This is a genomic window from Streptomyces spongiae (assembly GCF_009377185.1).
GTDB lineage: Bacteria > Actinomycetota > Actinomycetes > Streptomycetales > Streptomycetaceae > Streptomyces > Streptomyces spongiae.
The window spans coordinates 1-21,539 of record NZ_VJZC01000004.1 but is presented as its reverse complement, the minus strand read 5'-3'; the positions used below and the strand labels follow the sequence as shown (position 1 = coordinate 21,539).

18 protein-coding genes are annotated in these 21,539 nt (G+C 68.3%); 9 read left to right on the top strand and 9 right to left on the bottom strand.

Features of this window, described 5'->3' with window-relative positions:
- Nucleotides 1-575: 575 nt before the first annotated feature.
- The 4 genes from FNH08_RS01340 to FNH08_RS01325 all read right to left on the bottom strand — a co-directional run bounded on the left by FNH08_RS01340 (nt 576) and on the right by FNH08_RS01325 (nt 6,470).
- Nucleotides 576-2,228 carry an amidohydrolase gene (locus FNH08_RS01340; protein ID WP_152769364.1) on the bottom strand — a complete coding sequence of 551 codons (1,653 nt, stop codon included), beginning with the start codon at nt 2,226-2,228 and terminating at the stop codon, nt 576-578.
- A gap of 128 nt (nt 2,229-2,356) precedes the next feature.
- Nucleotides 2,357-3,832 (bottom strand): NAD-dependent succinate-semialdehyde dehydrogenase, encoded by a 1,476-nt coding sequence (locus tag FNH08_RS01335; protein WP_322723446.1) that lies wholly within the window; start codon nt 3,830-3,832, stop codon nt 2,357-2,359.
- A gap of 362 nt (nt 3,833-4,194) precedes the next feature.
- On the bottom strand, nt 4,195-5,454 hold the full coding sequence (locus tag FNH08_RS01330; RefSeq protein WP_152769362.1) for a M24 family metallopeptidase: 1,260 nt from the start codon (nt 5,452-5,454) through the stop codon (nt 4,195-4,197).
- 71 nt (nt 5,455-5,525) lie between these two features.
- The gene (locus tag FNH08_RS01325) at nt 5,526-6,470 is read right to left on the bottom strand and encodes an NAD(P)-dependent oxidoreductase (protein WP_152769361.1); all 945 of its coding nucleotides are present in this window, start codon (nt 6,468-6,470) and stop codon (nt 5,526-5,528) included.
- A gap of 420 nt (nt 6,471-6,890) precedes the next feature.
- On the opposite strand from FNH08_RS01325, the gene FNH08_RS01320 reads away from it, so the two are divergent.
- Entirely contained in the window at nt 6,891-7,949 is a 1,059-nt protein-coding gene (locus FNH08_RS01320) for a LacI family DNA-binding transcriptional regulator (RefSeq protein ID WP_322723444.1), read from the top strand.
- Nucleotides 7,950-8,279: 330 nt separating this feature from the next.
- On the opposite strand, the gene FNH08_RS01310 is transcribed toward FNH08_RS01320, so the two are convergent.
- Nucleotides 8,280-9,167: a GNAT family N-acetyltransferase gene (locus FNH08_RS01310; RefSeq protein WP_152769360.1), complete on the bottom strand. Its 888-nt coding sequence runs from the start codon at nt 9,165-9,167 to the stop codon at nt 8,280-8,282.
- 90 nt (nt 9,168-9,257) lie between these two features.
- Nucleotides 9,258-10,049 (bottom strand): DeoR/GlpR family DNA-binding transcription regulator, encoded by a 792-nt coding sequence (locus FNH08_RS01305; RefSeq protein ID WP_194238324.1) that lies wholly within the window; start codon nt 10,047-10,049, stop codon nt 9,258-9,260.
- 338 nt (nt 10,050-10,387) lie between these two features.
- On the opposite strand from FNH08_RS01305, the gene FNH08_RS01300 reads away from it, so the two are divergent.
- The 6 genes from FNH08_RS01300 to FNH08_RS01275 are packed head-to-tail and all read left to right on the top strand — an operon-like array spanning nt 10,388 to nt 16,505.
- Entirely contained in the window at nt 10,388-11,776 is a 1,389-nt protein-coding gene (locus tag FNH08_RS01300) for an NAD(P)/FAD-dependent oxidoreductase (RefSeq protein WP_152769358.1), read from the top strand.
- Nucleotides 11,773-12,555, top strand: coding sequence for an FAD-dependent oxidoreductase (locus FNH08_RS01295; RefSeq protein ID WP_152769357.1), 783 nt, complete (start codon nt 11,773-11,775; stop codon nt 12,553-12,555). The genes FNH08_RS01300 and FNH08_RS01295 overlap by 4 nt, the downstream gene beginning before the upstream one ends.
- Nucleotides 12,552-12,782 carry a hypothetical protein gene (locus FNH08_RS01290; RefSeq protein WP_152769356.1) on the top strand — a complete coding sequence of 77 codons (231 nt, stop codon included), beginning with the start codon at nt 12,552-12,554 and terminating at the stop codon, nt 12,780-12,782. Before FNH08_RS01295 ends, FNH08_RS01290 begins: the two co-directional genes overlap by 4 nt.
- Before the next feature lie 29 nt (nt 12,783-12,811).
- Nucleotides 12,812-13,507 carry a class II aldolase/adducin family protein gene (locus FNH08_RS01285; RefSeq protein WP_152769355.1) on the top strand — a complete coding sequence of 232 codons (696 nt, stop codon included), beginning with the start codon at nt 12,812-12,814 and terminating at the stop codon, nt 13,505-13,507.
- Nucleotides 13,504-15,006, top strand: coding sequence for a xylulokinase (locus FNH08_RS01280; RefSeq protein ID WP_152769354.1), 1,503 nt, complete (start codon nt 13,504-13,506; stop codon nt 15,004-15,006). Before FNH08_RS01285 ends, FNH08_RS01280 begins: the two co-directional genes overlap by 4 nt.
- Nucleotides 15,007-15,029: 23 nt before the next feature.
- Complete coding sequence (locus tag FNH08_RS01275; protein WP_152769353.1) at nt 15,030-16,505, top strand: aldehyde dehydrogenase; 1,476 nt, start codon at nt 15,030-15,032, stop codon at nt 16,503-16,505.
- A 52-nt stretch (nt 16,506-16,557) separates the two neighbouring features.
- Here FNH08_RS01275 and FNH08_RS01270 read toward each other — a convergent pair whose 3' ends face one another.
- The 3 genes from FNH08_RS01270 to FNH08_RS01260 form a co-directional block, all read right to left on the bottom strand.
- Nucleotides 16,558-17,289 carry an SDR family NAD(P)-dependent oxidoreductase gene (locus tag FNH08_RS01270; RefSeq protein ID WP_152769352.1) on the bottom strand — a complete coding sequence of 244 codons (732 nt, stop codon included), beginning with the start codon at nt 17,287-17,289 and terminating at the stop codon, nt 16,558-16,560.
- A 67-nt stretch (nt 17,290-17,356) separates the two neighbouring features.
- Complete coding sequence (locus FNH08_RS01265; RefSeq protein ID WP_152769351.1) at nt 17,357-18,691, bottom strand: flavin-containing monooxygenase; 1,335 nt, start codon at nt 18,689-18,691, stop codon at nt 17,357-17,359.
- Nucleotides 18,692-18,807: 116 nt separating this feature from the next.
- Nucleotides 18,808-19,842: an AraC family transcriptional regulator gene (locus FNH08_RS01260; protein WP_152769350.1), complete on the bottom strand. Its 1,035-nt coding sequence runs from the start codon at nt 19,840-19,842 to the stop codon at nt 18,808-18,810.
- 351 nt (nt 19,843-20,193) lie between these two features.
- Between FNH08_RS01260 and FNH08_RS01255 the strand changes: the two genes are divergently transcribed.
- On the top strand, nt 20,194-20,823 hold the full coding sequence (locus tag FNH08_RS01255) for a TetR/AcrR family transcriptional regulator (protein ID WP_152769349.1): 630 nt from the start codon (nt 20,194-20,196) through the stop codon (nt 20,821-20,823).
- Nucleotides 20,824-20,892: 69 nt separating this feature from the next.
- Nucleotides 20,893-21,525, top strand: coding sequence for an acyl-CoA-like ligand-binding transcription factor (locus FNH08_RS01250; protein WP_228033800.1), 633 nt, complete (start codon nt 20,893-20,895; stop codon nt 21,523-21,525).
- Nucleotides 21,526-21,539: the final 14 nt, after the last annotated feature.

The following is a 21,539-nucleotide window of genomic DNA, read 5'->3' as shown; positions in this document are numbered from 1 at the left end:
GCCCCCGGAACGGGAGCGGCGGTACCGGGGCTGATCCCATGGGCCCCCGCCCCACCCGCCGTGCGCCGGAGCCCGACGGCTTCAGCGCACGGCGGGTGGGGCACGGTTTCGGGAGACCCTGGGACGGCCCGGCAGCGTGGTGCGGCCATCGTCCGGGCTGGTCGGTCGGCGACCAGCCCGGGCGCTCGCTGTTCAGGGCGTCGGAAGTGGGCACGTGCCGCAAGCGGGGCTTCGATGGCCGAAGCGACCGGCAGACCGGGTGCCTGCCGGTCGGGCGTCTGCCGCTGGCGCGAACCCAGGCGGCTCCTCTTTTCCGCCGCGGTGTCCGCGGGGAGCAAGGCTTTGCCGGCGAAGGAGCGCATCACAAAGGCGCGCAGGTAGTGCCGGCCTGTCGCACAGCCCCTTCACGACTGGTTCTCGCGGAGCCAGACGAACGGCAGACACTCCAGGCCCGGAGCTCGCCGGGCCTGGAGTGCGTTGGGTGCGCCGGCCTGGGTTCGCGGCGCACGCGGTGGGGATTGAGCGAAGCGCCTGACAGCGCAGGAGGCGCCCGGGCGTTCGGCCCGGTCGTGGTGTCAGGCCGCGAAGGCCGCGGACCGGTGGACGACACGTCCGCCGACCACCGTCAGCTCCGACGTGATGCTGGGAATCACCTGGGCGGCCACGCTGAAGTAGTCGTCGCTGAGAACGGCGAAATCGGCCCGGGCTCCAGGGTGGAGATGGCCCCGGTCGGGCTCCTCGAAGGAGAACCAGGTGCTGCCGCGCGTGTAGAGGTGAAGTGCCTGTTCGCGAGAGAGACGGTGTCGCGGGGCGCGCTGGACCGAGCCGTCCAGGGAACGGCCCTCGACCAGCCACCACAGTGACAGCCAAGGACTGTACGAGGAGGCCCTGGTCGCGTCCGTGCCCGCACCGAGAGGCAAGTCGGCCTCCAGCAGATCTCCCAGCGGAGGTACCGTCTCCATGCTGCCCGGGCCCCAGCCGCGCTCCGACGAAGCGCCCTTGAACACCTGGTGGTCGTCCACGACGACTCCGGCGCCAAGTGCCTTGAGCCGCCTGATGTTGCGGCGGCTGATGGTGTCGGCGTGGGCGAGGGAGAAACGCAGTGCGTCGAGCGGGGTCTCGCGGTGGACCGTCTCCCATGCGTCCAGGATTCGGTCGATCGTCGAGTCGAGGACGGCGTGTATGTGCATCGGCCAGCCGCGTTCGACGACCCGCCGGGTGATGGCCAGCAGTTCCTTGTAGGACTGGTCGCCCAGCTCGAACGGTGTGAGCCCCTCGAAGTCGTGGCAGCCGTAGTGGATGATCTCTCCCACACCGAGGATCCGCAGGAGGTCGTCACCGAAGCGGCTCTGCGTGTGGCGCAGCCAGCCGTCGAGCTGGTCGAGCTCCTGTCCGGCGTCGACCGCGGAGACGTACAGCCTCATACGGGTGGTCAGTTCTCCGGCCCGCCACAGATCGAAGAGGGGCTCGTAGCGCTCGGGCGACATCCCGAAGCCACCGGGGTCGACCACGCCGGTCAGCCCCACCGCGTTGAGGTCGGCGAACATCGCCCTGGTGGAGCTGAGTTGTTCGGCGTGGCTCGGGTGAGGGATGGCGGCCATGCACCGGGTGAACGCCGCCAGCCCCCGGATCACCCCGGTGGCCCGCCCGGTGGCGGGGTCCCGCTCCACAGCGTCGCCGGGCAGGTCCGTCCACTCGGCCAGGCCCACGGTGCGGGCTGCCCGGCTGTTGAGGATCCCCACGTCGTAGAGACCCTGCACATAGACCGGGTGGTCGGGCGCCACCGCGTCGAGTTCCACCTGCGTGGGCGGCCGGTTCTCGTCGAACTGGCAGGGATGCCAGCCGCCGATCGCCCGGATCCACGCGCCGGCCGCCGAGCCCCTGGCGGCGGCCCGGATGCTCTCCAGCGCATGCCCCAGCGCCGGCATCCCGGACCAGTGCAGTTCGCTGGACCAGGTGGAGCCCGCCCGTACCGCGTGCATATGGCCGTCGACCAGGCCGGGGATCACCCTCCGGTGGTCAAGGTCGACGATTTGGGTGGCCGGTCCCGCCAGCGCGAGGAGGCCCGGGACGCTGCCCACGGCGACCACCCGTCCTCGCGCCACCGCGAGGGCCTCGTGTTCCCTGACCTCACCGGCCGTGTCGCCGTGGACAGGCAGCCCTGGCCAGATCCGGCCGTTGACGTAGACCGTGTCCGGTGGTGAGGAGGCGGGCTGGGAATGCTCCATTCCGGGGTTCCTTTCCTTCCGGGACTTCGATGTCCGGAGGGCTGTTGAGTGCGCGGGGGGCTTGGTCACGGAAGCGGCCGATGTGCCCTGCGGTGACGGACGCGGTCCCCATGAGTGACAGAACGCGGTCACCACGCCAGGGCGATGTACTTGGACTCCGTGTAGTCGAGCAGACCCTCGTGGCCGCCCTCGCGGCCGATGCCGCTCTGCTTCGTGCCGCCGAAGGGTGCCGCCGGATCGGACACGACGCCACGGTTGAGGCCGACCATGCCGGAGTCCAGGCGCTCGCTCACCCTGAGGCCGCGGGCCAGATCGGTGGTGTAGACGTAGGCGACAAGACCGTACTCGGTGGCGTTGGCCAGGTCGACCGCCTCGTCCTCCGTGGTGAAGCCGACGACCGGGGCCACGGGGCCGAAGATCTCCTCCTCCAGTACGGGCGCGCCCGGGGGCACGTCCTTCAGCACTGTCGGCGGGTAGTAGTAGCCCCTACCCGCCGACGGCTCGCCGCCGGTCACCACCGAGGCGCCGGCTCGCACGGTGCTCTCGACGAGTACGGCGACCTTGTCCCGGCTCTCCGCATTGACGAGCGGGCCGACCTGCACGCCCTCGTCGAGGCCGGGACCGACTTTGAGAGCGCCCATCGCCTCGGCCAGTCTGCGGGTGAACTCGCCGACGACGGGAGCCTCGACGTAGAAACGGTTCGCCGCGGTGCAGGCCTCACCGCCGTTGCGCATCTTCGCCACCATGGCGCCGGCCACGGCCTCGTCCAGGTCGGCGTCGGCGAAGACCAGGAACGGCGCGTTGCCGCCGAGTTCCATCGAGCAGTTGACCACGGTCCTGGAGGCGGCGGCGAGCAGGACCCTGCCGACTTCGGTGGAGCCGGTGAACGACAGCTTGCGTACCCGGGGATCGTCCAGCATCGCGCCGACGACCGCCCCGGAGCGGCGGGAGGGCAGCACGTTGACCGCACCGTCGGGAACGCCCACCTCCTGGAGGAGGGCGCCGATGGCCAGCGCGGTCAGCGGTGTTTCACTGGCCGGCTTCAGTACCACGGTGCAGCCGGCCGCCAACGCCGGGCCGATCTTCCGGGTGGCCATCGCGGCGGGGAAGTTCCATGGCGTGACCAGGACCGACACGCCGACCGGCTGGTGCAGAACGAGGATCTTGTTGGAGCCGGACGGGGCGGTCTGGACGCTGCCCAGGGTTCGCACGGCCTCCTCCGCGTACCAGCGGAAGAACTCCGCGGCGTAGGCGACCTCGCCGCGGGCGTCGACGAGGGCCTTGCCGTTCTCCATGACGATCAGCTCGGCGAACTCCTCCGCCCGCTCGGTCATCAGGTCGAAGGCGCGGCGCAGGAGCTCGGCTCGCTGCCGTGGCGGGGTGGCGGCCCAGCCGGGAAGGGCGGCGTCGGCCGCGGCGACGGCGGCGAGCGCGTCCTGTGTGGTCGCGTCGGCGACATCAGCGAACTTCTCGCCGGTGGCCGGGTCCATGACATCGAAGCGGGAGCCGTCGCTCGACGGACGCCAGTGGCCGCCGACGAACAGGCCGGTGGGGACTTTGTCGATACGGAGTCGGGCTGGGGAGCCCGAGTTGTGTGCGCTCACTGATTCATCGCCTTCTGCACGGTCTTGATGTTGTGGTCCGCCGAGGGGCGCCGGGTGGTGCTGCGCGTCGGCGTCAGGGCTTGGCATGTGCGGAGTGACACAGAACCGAGGGCCGACGCGAGCCGAAAGCGATTCTCCTCAGCAATCGCCGCTCTGTACGCCCGTCGCACAGCCGGGTGTCTCCACAGCGAGCGGTGGGCCGTCATCGCCGACGGCTCCCATGCCGTCCTGGGCGCGGGTGGCCGCTCGCTTCGTACCCCCATGGGATCGGCGGGCGCCCGTCCGCCGTCGTCACTGGTTCGCTGCGTCTGGTGGCGCTGTCGGCCCGGGCCGGCGCAGCGGCCCGGACGGGGCTGGTCCTGTCAGTACGCGTTGGCGACGAACAGTTCCTGCGCCGGGAACTTCGTGAGAATCTGCGGACCGTCCGCGGTGACCACGACCTCCTCCTCGATGCGCGCGGCGGAGAAGCCGTCGGAGGCCGGGCAGTAGGTCTCCAGGGCGAAGACCATTCCCTCCTGGATCTCCACAGGGTTCTCCAGGCTGTTGAGGCGGCTGATGATGGGCCGTTCGTGCAGGCCGAGACCCAGGCCGTGCCCGAACTGGAGGCCGAAGGCGGCCATCTCGTCGGCGAAGCCGAACTCGGTCGCGGCCGGCCACACTCGGGCCACCTCGTCGGTGCCGACTCCCGGCTTCACCACGGCGATCGCGGCGTCCATCCACTCGCGTGCCTTGGTGTAGGCGTCGCGCTGCGGGCTGGTGGCACTGCCGACCGCGAAGGTGCGGTAGTAGCAGGTCCGGTAACCGTTGTACGACTGGATGATGTCGAAGAATGCCTGGTCACCGGGGCGGATGAGACGGTCGGAGAAGTTGTGCGGATGCGGGTTGCAGCGCTCGCCGGAGACCGCGTTGATGGCCTCGACCTGGTCGGAACCCATCTCGTAGAGGCGTTTGTTGGCCAGCGCGACGATCTCGTTCTCCCGGATTCCGGGCTTGAGCACGTCGACGATGTCCTGGTAGACGCCGTCCACCATGGCCGCCGCCATGGAGAGCAGAGCGATCTCGTCCTGCGACTTGATGGTCCGGGCGTCCAGCATCATCTGCTGGGCGTCGACGACCTTCAGGCCCTGCCGCTGCATTTCGAACAGGAACGGCGGCTCGACGATGTCGACACCGACCGGCATGTCCGCGACGCCGGCGTCTTCGAGCATGCCCTTGATCTCGCGCACGGCGGAAGCCATGAGACCGGCGTCCGGAGCGATGGCGCCGCGCATGCCGAGCATGCCGGCACGGGAGTTCTCGGGCTTCAGCCAGGGTGCGAAGAGCTGGTGGTGTCTGGCCGCGGAACCGAAGTCCCACAGCACCGGCTCTCCACCACGGGGCAGCAGCGCGTACCGGGTCATCTTGTCCCCAAGGGCACCGCCGATCCATGTCTGCGTGGTGTAGCGGATGTTGTAGAAGTCGAACAGCAGGAAAGCACCGCATTCGCCCGCGTCCAGGGCAGCACGGGCGCGCCCCAGGCGGTAGGCCCGCAAGCGGTCGTAGTCGACGCGCGTCTCGTAGTCGACCGCGCTGTGTCCGTGTGCGGGGATGGGGCGCGAGCTGTTCGTGCTCGTCACTGTCATCGTGTGGTCGGTCCTTTGTCGCTTCGGCCGGCGTTCACCGGCGGCCGTGCGGGTGGTCGGAGGAGGAGCGCTCAGGACTCGGGTGTCAGGCCGTCGTCCACCGCGACGTTCTCCGGCTCCAGCGTGATGCCGCAGCGGCGTGCCTGCTCAAGGAGGAGCGTGGCGAAGTCCTCTTCGGTGTGCCCGGCGCCGATCGCCGCCTGGACGAGCTGGGCGGTGGCGGACGCCACCGGCATCGGGACCTCCAGCTCACGGGCCGCGGTCAGCCCCAGGTCGAAGTCCTTGCGCAGCAGGATGTTGGTGAAGGTCGGCTTGAAGTCCAGGTTGACCAGCGCCGGCGACTTGTACTGGGTGAAGACCGAGCCCATCACCGAGTCGTTGAGGAATTCCAGGAACGCCGAACGCTTGACGCCGCCCTTCTCCGCCAGGAGCGTGATCTCGGTCAGCGACTGGGTGACCACGCCCAGGAAGACGTTGTGCGCGATCTTGACGAGACGGGCCACCTCGTCCTCACCGACGTAGGTCACACCGCGGCCCAGCAGGTTCAGCAGCGGCTCGACGGAGTCGAACACCTCGCGCGGGCCCGAGACGGCGACGGTCAGCTTGCCGGCCGCGATCACCTTCGGGTTGCCGCTCACGGGGGCGGCCAGGAAGTCGGTGCCCCGCTTGGCGGCTTCCTCCCGTACGCGGGCGGAGACCTGGGTCGAGACGGTGGAGCTGTCGATCAGCACGCCCGGCGCGGTGTCCGCGGTGAGCACGCCTCCGGGGCCGGTGGTGACGGACTCCAGGTCCGCGGAGGCAGAGACCATCACGAAGACCACATCGCGGTCGGCCAGTTCCTCGGGCCGGTCGACGATCGTCGCGCCCAGGTCGGCCAGCGGCGCTGCCTTGGCCCGCGTCCGGTTGTAGACGGCGACATCATGGCCGGCGTCCAGCAGCCGCGAGGCGAGCTGGTATCCCATCCGGCCGGCACCGATCCAGCCGATACGGGGACGGTCCGTGGCTGCGTACGTCATGGTGTTTCCTCACTTTGGAAGACGGCTCAGCAGGGGTTCCAAGCCGGCCCTCGACAGTCCCGGCCGAGGCGTGGAAGGCCGATGGCGCTGTATGGAGTGCATTCGGTTGCCTCCACTGGACACCTGCCATGCTTGGATCGCGAAGGGAAGGAACGGCGGACTGATCTGCGCTGATCATCTTTTGCCTTCGAGATGAGCGGAAGTCGATGCATCGCTTCAGTCCTGATTTCTGCAACCGATCGCCATGTCATGTTTGCTCTGAGGTTTCACAGCTGTCAAGGGGTGCGACGCCTGCATCCTGGGGCGAGGTCAAAGATCGTGGAAAGGGCTGGGAAACGCCCGAGCCGGCCGACGCTGTCGGCAGGCGCGTCGGCACGGCGATCGGTTGTCGTGAAGCGGGGGCGTACATAGAATGCGCGAGTGAGTAAGCGCCCCACCATGTCCGACGTCGCACGCCTTGCCGGTGTCCACAAGGCCACGGCCTCCCGTGCTCTCAACCCCAGTACGAGCGGCCGGGTCAACGCGGCGACAGCCAGGCGGGTCAGGGCTGCTGCGGAGGAGCTGGGGTTCACCCTCAACACCGCCGCCCGCAGCCTGCGCACCAACCGCTCATTCACGGTCGGGGTGCTTCTGCCCGATCTCACCAACCCGCTGTTCCCTCCGGTTGCACGGGGAATCGAGGAGGTACTCACAGCCCGTGGCTACACCGCGCTGCTGGCCAACACGGACAACGACGAGGCCAAGGAGCGCCACCAGTTCGACGTTCTGCTGGGGCGCCAGGTCGACGGGTTCATCGTTGCCACAGCGCAGCGCGAACACGCACTGTTGGAAGAGGCGCACAAGTCCCGTGTGCCGATCGTGCTGCTCAACAGATGCACCGATCAGCCGCTCTTCCCGCTCGTCGCGGGCGACGACAACACCGGCATCCTGTTCGCCGTCCGGCATCTGCTGGACCGAGGGCACCGGTCCATCGCTCATGTCGCCGGGCCGCAGGACGTGTCCACCGGGATCACCCGGGCCCGGGCCTTCCGTCATGCGATGGAGATTGCGGGAATCAGCCATGAGCAGGCCCTCGTCGTACCAGCTCAGGCTTATACGGTGGCGGCGGGAGAGCGGGCCACGGAGGAACTCCTCGACCACCACCCGGCCACCACGGCGATCGTCGCCGGCAACGACCTGATCGCGCTCGGAGCGCTCCATGTGCTGCGTGCCAGGGGACTGCGCTGCCCGCAGGACATATCGCTGGTCGGATTCAACGACATGCAGTTCGCGGACGAGTTCCAGCCCCCGCTGACCACTGTCCATGTGCCGCATCTCGAACTCGGCGCGGAGGCGGCGCGCCTGCTGCTCGAACAACTGGACAGCTCGGAAGAGTCCGCCGGCGGGGCGCCGGTGGCCAAGACCGTGCTGTTCCCCCTGCATCTGGTCGTACGGGAATCGACCGCGGACGTGGCGGACCGTGAGGGGGGACTCGGCTGAGCCGCACCGCAAGTGGTGTGACAGGCACCTCGTCGCCAGGCCCACCCAATCAGGTTGCTGCGCTGTCAGGCACGGGAGAGAGCCGACCGCGACGACCGGCAAGGGTGCTGCGGAGCGGGTGCCAGGGCGTAAGCGGGGCTTGGCCGTGGACGCGCTCGGGCTGATCATCGCGGGGGTGGTGATGGCGGCCTCGGCCACCGACGACCCACCCGCAGCGGACACGCCCCTGGCCAGCACCGTCAACCACACCGAAAGCCTGCGCGCAACACTCAAACGCCTCGTCGCCCGCGGCAGTACGGACATAGCCCTCACGGAACGCCCTCTGGTATCTCATGTATGCGAGCAGGCTGCGGCGGCCGGCCCGAAGCACTGGCTGTTGTACTGCGCGAACACCGCGTAGTGCGAGACGAACGGCCGGGAACTCGGCGATGCCTTGCTCCGGCGCTTGCGCAGATACATGACCAGCGGTCGCAGAAGTCGTCGGCACCTCATCCGCAAGCGGTCGGCGGCTGACAGGTCGTTGACCCCGGCGATCCGGGCGAAGTCGAAGGGGTCCTCGAAGAAGTAGTTCCAGACGAGGGGAGACACACCCCGGCCGCGGAGCAGCGCGGGCAGATCGAGCATGAACAGGTGATGCTTCTCGTTGTTCAGTGTCGCCAGCTCGAACGTCACACCGGGGAAGTGTGCGCCGATGCGCTTGTAGAGCGGCACCAGCTTCTCGGTGGCCGACCCGACCGTCCATCGCCGCCCCGCCTGCAGGTTGACGAGGAGCATGTGTTTGAGGAGCATGAACAGAAGATCGCTTCGCCGGAAGTCGGGATGGGTGGCGACCCGCGATGCCTCGACGAGCTCGTCGTTCGTCGGAAACCCCGGCGGCGAGGGCACATAGCGCTCGTGCTCCAGCTTCGCTCCGTCAGGATGGAAGATGGCCCGGCTCGTCGCGACGAGTTGCCCGCCCACGCACAGCATGAAGATGCGCGACCGGGCGTCGTCGGCGTCGGCCATGCTCTCGGGCGTGGCGTCGGGCGCTGCCTTGCCGACCAATGGCACCGCGGCGGGGACCTCGACATCGATGGCGAACGGGCTCAAGCGCCAGACGCGCATGGAGACCATCGCGGATCCCATGGCCACCTCGGCACCGAACTGCTCTCCGGAGCGGATCTGCGCGGGTACGACAGGCCCGTGGGTCGATGGGGCGAAGTGCACACGCCTGATCATGGAAACGACGGTACCGCTCGACCTCCGATACTCATCGCAAGCATCAACGTCGGGCACGCGAACAGATGGTGCAGATTCCGCGAAGGCGTATTAGGCGACGATGACCTCGATTCCGGCATCCTCCAGTCGGGCCAACTCGTCCCGGTCCGCGCCCAGGTCCGTGACCAGTACGTCGATCGCGCCGATCGGCGCGATCTGCGTGAACCCACGCCTTCCGATCTTGGTCGAGTCGGCCACAACGATGGTTCGAGCAGCCTGGCGGACGATGGTCGATCCGATTTCCGCGACAAGTTGATGGGGCGTGGTGAGACCCCCGTCGGAGCTCAGTCCGTCGCATCCGATGACCGCGACATCGGCGTTCATCCCTTCGACCGCCAGCACCGCCTGCGGACCGACGAATGTCATGTAGGAGTGGAGATAGGTTCCGCCGACAGCGACCAGATGGGGGTCCTGCCAGCTGCTGATCTCCTCGATGACGGGCAGCGAGTTCGTGACCACGGTGAGCGTGGAGTGCAGTTCCCGAGGCAGGTGTGCGGCGACGCGAGCGACCGTGGAACCGGAGTAGAAGAAGACGGAGAGCCCCGGCTCCAGGAGTTCCACCGCCCGTGCGGCGATGATCCGCTTGGCGTGCAGGTTTCTGCTTGCCGCCTGGGCGTACTGGGGTGAACTCACCGCGGGCGGCGGCTTGGCGGCTCCGCCGCGGACACGAGTGATCAGACCGTCGTTCGCCATGGCCGTGAGGTCACGTCGTACGGACATCGCGGTGAGGCCGAACTCTTCGGACAGTTCTTTGACCCCGACAAAGTCCTGCGTCTCGAGAACCTCCAGGATGTGCGCACGGCGCGCGGCGGCATCCCATCGCGTGTCGTGTGATGCGGACACGGGCACTGCCTGACCTCCGGGTGTCTCAGGGGCCGTGGCGGCCACCACTGCTCGCGGGACTGAACCGTACTGCTGGGCCACGGAACACGTCACCGCACACGGTTCATGTTCGCACGTCTCCGGATGCGCGAGCGAACGAACATTTCCGTTCGGCGAGAGCCAGGGAACAGACGCGGGCCCAACAGGACGACCCGGAGAACCGAAAGGCTTGCATGTCACTTGAACAAGCATCTAGTGTTCATTACGCGACAATAAATGTTCTAACGAACATAAATGGATGACCGAAACTCTCCTGGGAAGCGAGGTGCGCGGTGTCGCCGCGATCCGACTATGACGTCTTGATCATCGGAGGCGGCGTTCTCGGAACGGCCGTTGCGGAGCGACTGGCCCGTACCGAGACGCGCGTCGGTCTCGTCGAGGCCGAGAACGACGTCGCGGAACATGCTTCCAAGGGCAACGCCGGCGTCGCCGTCTCCTATTACGGCGCCCCGGGCACGCTGGAGACACAGCTGATCAACACGAGTGCCCCGCTGTGGGAGGAGGTGTGCGCGCGCCTGGACGTGCCGTACCGCCGTATCGGCGGGGTCATGGTCGCCCTCGACGCCGCCGAGGCGGAACGCCTGGAGCACACACATCAGGAAGTCCTCGCCTGCGGAGTGGCTGTCCAGGCCCTGGACGCACGTCAGGTCCTGGCCAGGGAACCTCTGGTCACACCGCATGCGGTGGCAGGGCTGCTGCTACCCGACGAGGGCATCGTCGACCCCATGCGGCTGACCGCCGCCTACGCCCGTCTGGCCGCGACGAACGGATGCGACTTCCGTTTCGCGGAGCGAGTGGTCGGCATCGAGCGGGACAGCGACGAAGTCCTCGCCGTCATCACCCCCACCTCACGCCTGACCGCCCGCTTCATCGTCAACGCGGCCGGAGTCGGCGCTGCCGGGATCAGCCGCATCGCGGGCGGCGAACCCCTGGTCAGCCGGCCCCGCAAGGGCCAGTACGCGGTGGTCGACCGCGCCTTCGGGCAGCGGCTGTCATCGATCGTCTTCTGTACGCATCTGCCGGACACCAAGGGCACCAACGTCGTGCCGACCACACACGGATCGGTGCTCCTGGGGCCCACGGCCCAGGACATCGAGGATCCCGACGACCGCGCCACGGATGCCGAGACCATCGAGTCCGTCGTGGACCGGGCGGCACGGCTGGTGCCGGAGGTCCGCGACGCCTACATCATGAAGACGTTCGCAGCCAACCGTCCTGCCGGCGACGAGCAGCACCGTCTCCGTTTCGACACCAAGGTCCCCAACCTGCTGCACTGCACCGACCGTTCGGCCGGGGTGAGCATCTCGCCCGCCGCCGCCGACTACACGCTCGGCCTTCTGCGCGAGGCGGGACTCGATGCCCCGGACCGGCCCTCCGCCCAGCGGGTTCTCCCCCCGGTGCCCAGGCTGCGCACCAGTGAGCACCCCGAGCGGCTGATCGCCGAGAACCCGTCGTCCGGGATGGTCGTGTGCGCCTGTGAGCAGGTCAGCTCCGCGGAGATCGAAGCGGCTCTCACCGGCCCTGTGCCCGCCACGTCCGTCGAGGGGGTACGCAAGCGCACCGGCGCCGGCTACGGCCGCTGTCAGGGCTCGCTCTGCCTGGCCGGCATCTCCTTCATGACCGCCATGAACACGGGCACCGATCCGGCCACCGTGATGCACACCACCCGAGGGACCGTCGGATCATGACCACGTACCTTGTCGTCGGCGCCGGTCCCAGCGGCCTGGGCTGCGCCGTCGCCCTCGCCCAAGGCACCGGTGCCCGGGTGGTCCTCATCGACCGCATCCCCGTCACCGGGGGCGAGACCGGGTGGGACGAGCCCCACGTCCGGCAACTGACGGCCCGGGCCGAGGCCGCGGGAGTCGCGCTGCGCCTGGGCGCCCTGGCCGTCCGCTGGCAGGACCGCAGACTGCTGCTGATCTCACCGATGGGAGTCGAGCGGCTGCCCGGCGACCATCTCTTCTACGCCGGAGGCCGTCGTCCCGCGACCCAGGCCGATCTCGGCATCACCGGGCAGCGACCCGCCGGCGTCCTGCCGGCCACCGTCGTCGAACACCTCCTCACCAGCGGCGTGGCCCTCTGGCAACGTCCGCTGATCATCGGAAACGACATCTGGGCAGCCCCCCTGGCCGCGGAGCTCCGGCACAGGGGAAGCACCGTCCTGGGCCTGGGCGATGCCGACTGGGCGGACGAGCGCTTCCCTGACGGCCGTGTCGAAGTCCTGGGCACCCACCGCGTCGAGGGCGTCCGGGTACACACCGGAGCCGACACCGTCGGCATCACCTGCGACGGAATCGTGCTCGCAGCCGACGCCCGTCCCAACCGCAATGTCGACGGCGCGCTGTTCGACGACGCCGACGGCGTCACCTTCGTCCAGTCCCTGACCGTGGTCGGCGCCGTGGAGAGGGCCGCCGACGGGGCCGCGGTCGCACGGGCGTGGATCCATTCGCAGGGAGAGAGCGCATGAAAGTCAGCTCACCGATCGGCGAGCTTCCGTTCGAGCCCACGAAGCTCCGGTACACCAGGGCCGGAATCGAGTTGGAGGGCGTCATGGGTGCCTGGCCCGCCCGCGTCCAGATCAGCCGGAAGGACATCCCACGGCTGATCAGGGTCGCGCTCGGTGCGGCGGCCCTGAGATCCGCCATCGTCACCGTCTTCGGCCGGCGCCGCACGGCGCACGGCCGATCCTCCTGAACCCGCAAACCGAAGCGAGGGAACACACCATGGCAACGAAGTGGCTCGACACCCGGCAGAAGGTCGTCACATTCGCCCGCAAGCTCCAGTCCGAGCGGCTGGTGTACTCCACGGCCGGCAACATCAGCGTCCGTATCCCCGGCGAGCCCAACCTGCTGGCCTGCACGCCGACCGGCACCCAGTACGACTTCCTGGAGCCCGAGGACATCGCGGTCGTCACCCTCGACGGTGAACAGGTGGAAGGCCGTCGCGCCCCCACCTCCGAGGTGCCGATGCACACCCTCATCTGCAAGCGCCGCCCCGAGATCGGCTCCATCGTGCACACCCACGGCAAGGCCGTCATGACCTTCGCCAACCTGGGCTGGACCCTGCCGCCCATCCTGACCGGTCTGGTGGAGGCGACCGGCGGGGCCGTCCTCACCTCCCCCTACTCGCAGCCCGAGACCGACCAGATGGCCGACTTCACCGCGGCCGCGCTGGAGGACCGGGGCGCGACGTTCATGCGCTACCACGGTCTGCTGGCCATCGGTGTCGACCTGGAGCACGCCTTCCACACCGCCTCGGTGGTCGAGGGCGCGTGCGAGGTGTACCTGTCCGCGAGGCAGTTCAAGGACGAGGTGGACGAACTGCCCAAGGAGCAGGTCGAGTGGATCGCCTCCTACTGGCGCGTGCAGTTCCCCGGCGCTCCCGAGCCGCTGCCGGCTCCGCGGACCGTGTCGGCATGAGCCGACCCTGGCTCATCGGAGCCGATGTCGGGTCCTCCTGTCTGAAGGCCGCACTGGTGCACCCGCAGCGAGGTGTGGTGGCCGTCTCCGAGCAGCACTACCCCATGTACCGGCCCCACCCGGGATGGGCTCAGAACGACCCCGAGGACTGGTACCGGGCACTCGCCCGAGCCATCCCGGCGGCCCTCGCCCAGGCCGACGTCGCCGCCTCGGACGTAGGAGCCCTGTGCCTGGTCGGTCAGCGCGACATCGCCGTGCTGACCGACGAGGCGGGTCGCGCGCTGGCGCCGGTCATCCACTGGAGCGACCGGCGTGCCCCCGACGAGACGACCACGGCCTACGACCGCCTCGGACGCCGTCGCCTCGTCGACATCACCGGCACGCTCCCCATCCCCGGGCTGGTTCTGCCCAACCTGCTGTGGACGCGGAGGCACCAGCCGGACCTGTGGCGCCGGGTCCGGCACGTCCTGCAGCCGAAGGACTATCTCGCCCTCCGCCTGACCGGCGACATCGGAACCGACCCGACCAGCCCCACGCGCAGCATCCTCAACGACTGGCGAACCGAGACCTGGAGCGAAGAGCTGTGCGACGTGTACGGAATTCCGCGCGAGTTGCTGCCCGAGGTCAAGTACCGGCCCTGGCAGGTCCGCGGCGAACTGGGCACGGCCGCCCATGAGATCGGTCTGGTCCCCGGCACCCCGCTGGTGGCCGGAGGGGGCGACGACCCCGCCGCCGCCCTGGGCTCGGGCGTCATCGAGCCCGGCGGCGTCAGTGTCGGCACCGGCTCCTCCATGAGTTGGCGCGCGGTCGCGGAACGCCCCGTGCTGGATCCGACCGGCATGCTCGGACTGATGCCGCACGTCGTGCCCGACCGCTACCTCCACGAGATGGTCGCGGTCGGCAGCGGCACCACCCTGCGCTGGCTGCGCGGTGCCTTCGGCGCCAATGCCCCGTACGAGGAACTCATCGCGGGCGCCGACGAGGTAGGGCCCGGCAGCGACGGTCTGCTGTGCTTCCCGTACATCGAGGGCGCCAGCGTCCCGATCCAGGACGACCATGTTCGCGCGGTGTTCCACGGGATCTCCGGACACCACGGCCTGCCGCATTTCGTCCGCGCCACACTCGAAGGCATCGCGTACCAGTACCCGGCCCTGCTCAACGCGCTGACCGAGCGCGGACTGCGGATGACGAGCCTGACGATCTCCGACGGAGAAGCACGCAGCACGGCCTGGAATCAGATCAAGGCGGATGTCCTTGGTCACCCCCTGGTCCCGGCCCTGCGCGTCGAGGCGCCTTCCATCGGCGCGGCGATTCTTGCCGGTGTCGGATCAGACGCCTTCGCCACCCCACGCGAAGGAGTGGACGCCGTGGTTCGGGTCGATCCGCCCATCCAGCCTGTTCCCGCGAGCCACCACACCTACCAGGATCTGCGCCTGCACTGGGAACGTACGCGCGACCAGGTCTTCCCCCAACTAGCCGGGCTCACCGTCCTGCGCTGAGCCGCATACCCGAAGGAACACCGATGCCGGCAGTACTCCCACCCACCATCCGCACCCAGGCGTTCATCGACGGGGCCTTCACCGACGCCACCGACGGTGCGACCTTCGAGTCCCTCGCCCCGGCGACCGGCCAGGTCCTGGTCCACGTCGCCGCATGCGGCACCGGGGACGTCGACCGAGCGGTCGCCTCCGCCCGCAAGACGTTCAACAGCGGTGTCTGGAGCCAACTCCCACCGGCCGAACGCAAGAAGATCCTCCTCACGTTCGCGGACCTCGTCGAGGAACACCGCGAGGAGCTGGCTCTCACGGAGTCGATCGACGCCGGCAAGCCCATCACCGACTGCCGTGACTTCGACCTGCCGGACGTCATCAACACCTTCCGCTGGTACGCCGAAGCCATCGACAAGGTCTACGGCAAGACCTCACCGACCGGTTCGGAGCACGTCGGCCTGATCGTGCGTGAACCCATCGGTGTCGTCGGTGCCGTCCTTCCCTGGAACTTCCCGGCCGCGATGCTCGCATGGAAACTGGCTCCCGCACTCGCGGCCGGGAACTCGGTGGTCGTCAAGCCCCCGGAGCTCGCCTCCCTGACGACCCTGCGCATCGCGGAACTCGCCGCCGAAGCCGGCATTCCGGCCGGCGTCCTCAACGTCGTTCCCGGACTGGGCCACATCACCGGCAAGGCCCTGGGCCTGCACCGCGACGTCGACGTGGTCTCCTTCACCGGATCGACGGAGGTCGGGCGCGCGTTCCTGCGCTACGCGGCCGACAGCAACCTCAAGAACATCGTCCTCGAATGCGGCGGCAAGAGCCCGCAGATCGTGACGGCCGACAACGCCGACCGTATCCCCGAGGTGGCGGCCGACCTCGCCGAGGCCGCGTTCTGGAACGCCGGCCAGAACTGCACCGCGGGATCGAGGATCCTCGTCCACTCCTCCATCAAGGACGAGTTCGTCGCCGCCCTGGTCAAGGAAGCCAACGGCCGTCGCGTAGCCGAGCCGACCGCCCCCGAGACGGCGATCGGCCCGCTGATCGAGGAGTCCGCCCTCACCCGGGTCCTGGGCTACATCCAGCAGGCCAAGGAGGACGGCGCCACGGTCGTCGCCGGAGGCGAGCGGCTGCACCAGGACTCCGGCGGCTGGTTCGTCGCACCCACCGTGATCGACAACGTCTCCCCCACGATGGCGGTGGCCCGGGAGGAGATCTTCGGCCCCGTCGTCGCGGTGCTGGCGTTCGACACCGACGAGGAAGCCCTCGCCATCGCCAACGACACCGACTACGGGCTGGCCGCCACCGTCTGGTCCCACGACATCGACCGGGCCCTCAAACTCGCCCGCGGTGTCAGAGCCGGCACCGTCGCGGTCAACGGATACAGCGAAGGCGACATCAGTACGCCCTTCGGCGGCTACAAGACCTCCGGGTTCGGCGGCCGTGACAACGGTCTCGAAGCGTTCGAGCAGTACACCCAGCTCAAGACCATCTGGATTACGCTGCGCTGAGCACCGTGGGCAGGTCGGAGAACGCCCACCGAACCCGGAACGGTTCAGTCCCTCAACCTGCGGTCGTCCCGCCGTCAAGAGCCAGGCATGTTCCCGTTGCGAAGGGCGCGGAAGCAAGAAACAGGATTGCTTCAGCGACTTCCGCCGAGGTGGCGAATCGCTTCAGGGGAACTCTGCCGATCGCTGACTCCCTGGCGGCCTCGGGATCGGAGAACCATTGCATCTCGGCGTCCATCATGGGTGTATCGATGGGCCCGGGGCACACCGCGTTCACACGAATCCCTCTCGGCGCGAGCTCCATCGCGAGTGCCTTGGTGAGGCCGATGACGCCGGCCTTCGCCGCGCAGTAATCCACGTTCAGGGCCATACCCAGGACCGAGAGTTCCGAGCCGACGTTGATGATGGATCCCGACGACATCCGCCGCGCTGCCTCGCGTGCGATGTAGAAGCTTCCCGAGAGGTTGACATCGATCGTGGTACGCCACTGTTCGTCAGTGATTTCTGTGAGTGCCGAGGGTTTGATGATGCCCGCAGAATTGACTATCAGGTCGATGTCACCCAACTCGGTGAAAGCCTTCTCCATGACGCTGGAGACGGAATTCGGGTTCGCCACGTCGCCAGGCAGGGCGATCGCTCGATCGCCCATCTCCTGAGCAAGCTCATCGAGTTTTTCGGCACGGCGTGCCACCAGCGCGACGCGTGTTCCGTGGGAATGCAGAAGGCGTGCCACGGCCAGTCCGACACCGGACGACGCGCCCGTCACAAGCGCGGAGCGAAGGTTCATCCGCGCCACCCACCGGTGTCGGCCGACGCCGCGCCGGCCTGTTCGACAGACAACCCGAGGCGGAAGCTCACCGTACCGCCTTCGTCGTCGGACCCGCGTCGGACGAGCGGCGCGGAGGACCGGACACCAGCGGCCAGCCGTACGTGCGGCTGACCTGTTCCAGGTAGGTCGTGTAGGCATCGGCGTCGACGTACCCGGTGTGCCGCGGCGAGTCGTCGAACCTCAGACCGTTCGACAGGTCGGGCCGGTCATTGCGGATCCGTTCCGTGAACGGGTGCGCGAGTGGCTGACGCTTTCCGAGATCGTCGAGATAGCCGGCAACCAGGTGGGCCTGGGCGTCGAACAGATGGAAGGCACCGGTGTTGGCCTCGATGAAACCGACTCCGAACAGGCCCTGGCACTCCCTGGGGAAGCAGCTCAGGTAGAGGTCGGGGTGCTGTTCATCACCGAAGAACTCCTGGGCGACAGGCACTCGGTGCCGGTAGCCGGTGGCCAGGATGATCAGGTCGAAGTCATCTGTTGTCCCGTCGGTGAAACGCACCGTTTTGCCCTTTGCGTCACGGATGCCCGGGCGGGCGGTGATGTCCCCGTGCTGCAGATGGTGAAGCAGCAGGGAATTGATCAGAGGCGCGGTTTCGAAGAGCCTGTGATCGGGCTTCTGCAGGCCGAGCCTCTCAGGGTCACCGGTGAGCAGACGGAGCAGCGGCTGGGTCAGCACCTGCTGGACACGTCTGGGCAGCCGGGGCCCCTTGCTGGCGAACACGTCCGCCGGAACCCCGAGGATGTGTTTGGGTATGAACCAGTAGCCGCGTCGCATACTGATGGATGCGGACACCGCGTTGCGGGCCCCGTCGCACGCGATGTCGCATGCCGAGTTTCCTGCACCGACGACGAGAACTCGACGCCCCGTGAATTCCGAAGGATGGCTGTACGTCTGGCTGTGCCGCACCTCACCGGTGAAGTCACCCGGGATGTCAGGAATATTCGGATACCACTGGGATCCGGTACAGACGACCACTGACTCGTATGTTTCCGACAGGCCGTCGCTACGCGTCACCACCCAACTGTCCGCATTCTTGCGGACCGAAGAGACTTCTACACCGAATTCGATGTTCCGGGTCAACGAGTAGGCGTCCGCAAAAGACTGCAGGTAGCCGAGCACCTGCCGGTGCCCCGGGTAATCCGGATAGGAGTCCGGCATCGGATAACCACTGAAACCCGACAAGGTCCTGCTGGAGATGAAGTGCGCCGATTCATACATCGGGCCGTCGGTTCGGCGTACGTCCCAAATACCGCCGACCTCGGTGTGGCGCTCAAGCTGACGGTATTCAATGCCACGCTCGGAAAGCGCACGGGCCATGGCGAGACCGGCCGGGCCGGCGCCAATTATGCAAACGGGCATCCTCTTCTCCTCTGTTCGGACAGAAGGAATGCTAGGCGGTGCATTCGGCAATTCACCGGTCCGCGTGTGCCAGACTTCCGGACAGCAGAGGCCAGCCACGAGCCCGCCCTGTCCGGTCAGGAGGGTGGGCCGGACTCACGCAACTCACTGGCCGACTGCCCGAACCAGCGCCGTACGGCGCGGCGCAGGGACCGCTCGTCCGTGTAGCCGAGTTGTCTCGCGATATCGGCGAGCAACAGGTCGTGGTGACGGATCAGCCTGCTGAACATGCGTCGCCGGACTTCGTCCACCACGGTCGAGTAGGTCATGTCGAGTGCGGCGAGCCGTCGGCGCAACGTCCGCTGACTCAGCGCCAGCACGCGGGCCTGGCCTTCCAGTGGAACGACTCGGGGCAGTGCCTCCTCGACCCGCGTCGAGAGCACGGCGACGAGCTCGTGCAGGTCCATGGCCTCCGCGACCTCGTCATCCAGCAGGGACCTCGCTTCTGCGCAGGCCCAGCGGTCAGCGGTGCTGATCGGGGTCCTGCAGGCCGATTTCGACACGATCCACGCGTTCCGCCCTGCCCCGAAGACCACCGGTGACCGGAAACACTCGGCGTAGGGCCGCGAGTCGGCCGGTACCGCTCGGGCAAGCTCCACGCGTTCCGGACAGAATTCCGGGCCGGTCAGATCGCGGGCCATTCTCGTGACATTGGCGAACGCCTCGTCGATCAGGAACTCGTCGACCTGTGGTGAAGCACCGTGCACTTCGGCGATCAGGGCGACCGACGAGGTCTCGTCCGAGGTCCATGAATGCACCATCGAGCCTGCCAGGTACTGGTAGCGCACCCCGAGATCTATTGCGTCCCGAACCGTCGCGCAGGACATCATGCCCATCCCGAGCATGCCGGTCGAGGTGATCGGCTGGCGCAGGCCCACCGCGATGCCGAGGGCAGGCACGGGGAGTGCCGCCATCGCGCTCTCGATGACCTGTCTGCCCTGCCTGAACGAGACACGAAGACCCCGCGCGTCCAGGAGGTCGGACGACAGTCCCGCCGCTTCCACGATCGCTTCGAGCGAGACACCCGACTCCTCGGCGACCAGCATCAAGTAGCGGATGATGTGCGGTGCGATCGATGCGGCGGTCGTTTCATGTGCCGGGGGCCGCGTCATGCCGTCACCCTAGACGGCCCGCCGGTCCGGCACGAGCCTGTGCCGGACCGGCCGCTGACGACGCGCCCGCGGTCATGACCGGATCCCTGTTCCGCCGCCCTCACCCGGGCTGCGTGGGCTGACGGAAGTGGCCGTAGGATTCACACCCGTCGCGCAGGCTTCTTCCGCGCACTTGAACCCTTGTCCGTGGCGACCGTCCTCACACGGCTGTTCCCCCCCCATCCCCCCACCATCGGTCAGTGCACCGACCACCCGAACAAGCCGACTGGGGCGCCCCGGGCCTGTTCCTCATGACCTCCAACTTCACATCGACTACGGGCACGCGTATGCGCCCGTGACCGGAGAAGGCCGATGACTCCGACACGCTGCACCACCGCCGGTGCCGAGCGTTCCGACGCCGCCCGCAACCGCGCCCTGCTGCTCGCCGCCGCGCGCCGACTGGTGGGTGAGCACGGCGCCGAGCACGTGACCATGGAAGCGGTCGCGAAGGAAGCCGGGGTGGGAAAGGGCACGCTCTTCCGCCGTTTCGGCGACCGGGAAGGCCTCCTGTGCGCCTTGCTCGACGAGGCCGAGGCCGACTTCCGCGAGGCCTACACCTGCGGCCCGCCGCCTCTCGGTCCGGGCGCACCGCCGGTGGACCGGCTGGCCGCGTTCGGCTGTGCGCTGATCGACCGCGCCACCGCCGTCACCGATCTCGGCTCCGCCCTGGCACGGCAATTGCGTCCCCAGAACCGCAACGCCTCCGAATCCGGCCGCGCGTGCCGCCGTCATGTCGCAACCCTCTTGAGGGAAGCGGGAGTCGACGCCGAACACGACCTGCTCGCCAACGCGCTGCTCGCGTTCGCCACCTTCGAGACGGTGGACTTCCTGACCCGCGAGCACGGGGTGTCCGCGGACCACCTCCACAAGACCTGGACGGACCTGATTCGCCTGGTCACCCGACCGGACGGCACCACGATCGGGACCGCGCACGACAAGTGATTGCACACTCTGCACATTCTGCATTGACGCAAGAATTGCAGAATGTGCAATCATTGTCTCGTGACGCCCATGCGAGAGGACCTGCGTGACCGCAGGCGACGAGAGACGAGCCAGACCATCCATGAGGCAGTGATGCGCCTGGCACGGGAACACGGCTTCGACAAGGTCACCGTCGACATGATCAGCGCGGAGGCCGGGGTCTCCCCGCGCACGTTCTTCAACTACTTCCCCAGCAAGGAGGTCGCGGTGGTGGGGCGGACGCCCGGCGCGCTTCCACCGCAGCTCCTGGACACCTTCGTCGCGGGCGGGCCGGCCCATCCCCGTACCGTCCTCGAAGAGCTGACCCGGGCGATCGTGGACCAGATGGCCGCGGACCCACCGGAGCGTCAGGAAGTGCACGACATCTTCATGTTGGCGCACGGCACGCCGTCGGTGTTCGCAGCGCTGATGACGCGCTTCGACGGCTTCCGGCAGTCCCTGGCCGCGGCCGTGGCCCAGCGCATGGGCCCGGACGCCGACGAGGGCATCCCCGACCTGATCGCCACCGTGGCGATGGCCGCCGTACGCACCGGCATGGAGCGCTGGTCGTCGGACCTCACCACGGACGGTTCCGACTCCCCCGTGCCCTACGTGGAGCGCTCGGTCGCCCTCCTGCACCTGTTGCTCGCCCCAGACCACACCTCAACCCGGAGCGCCCCATGACCGCCCCCGAGCCC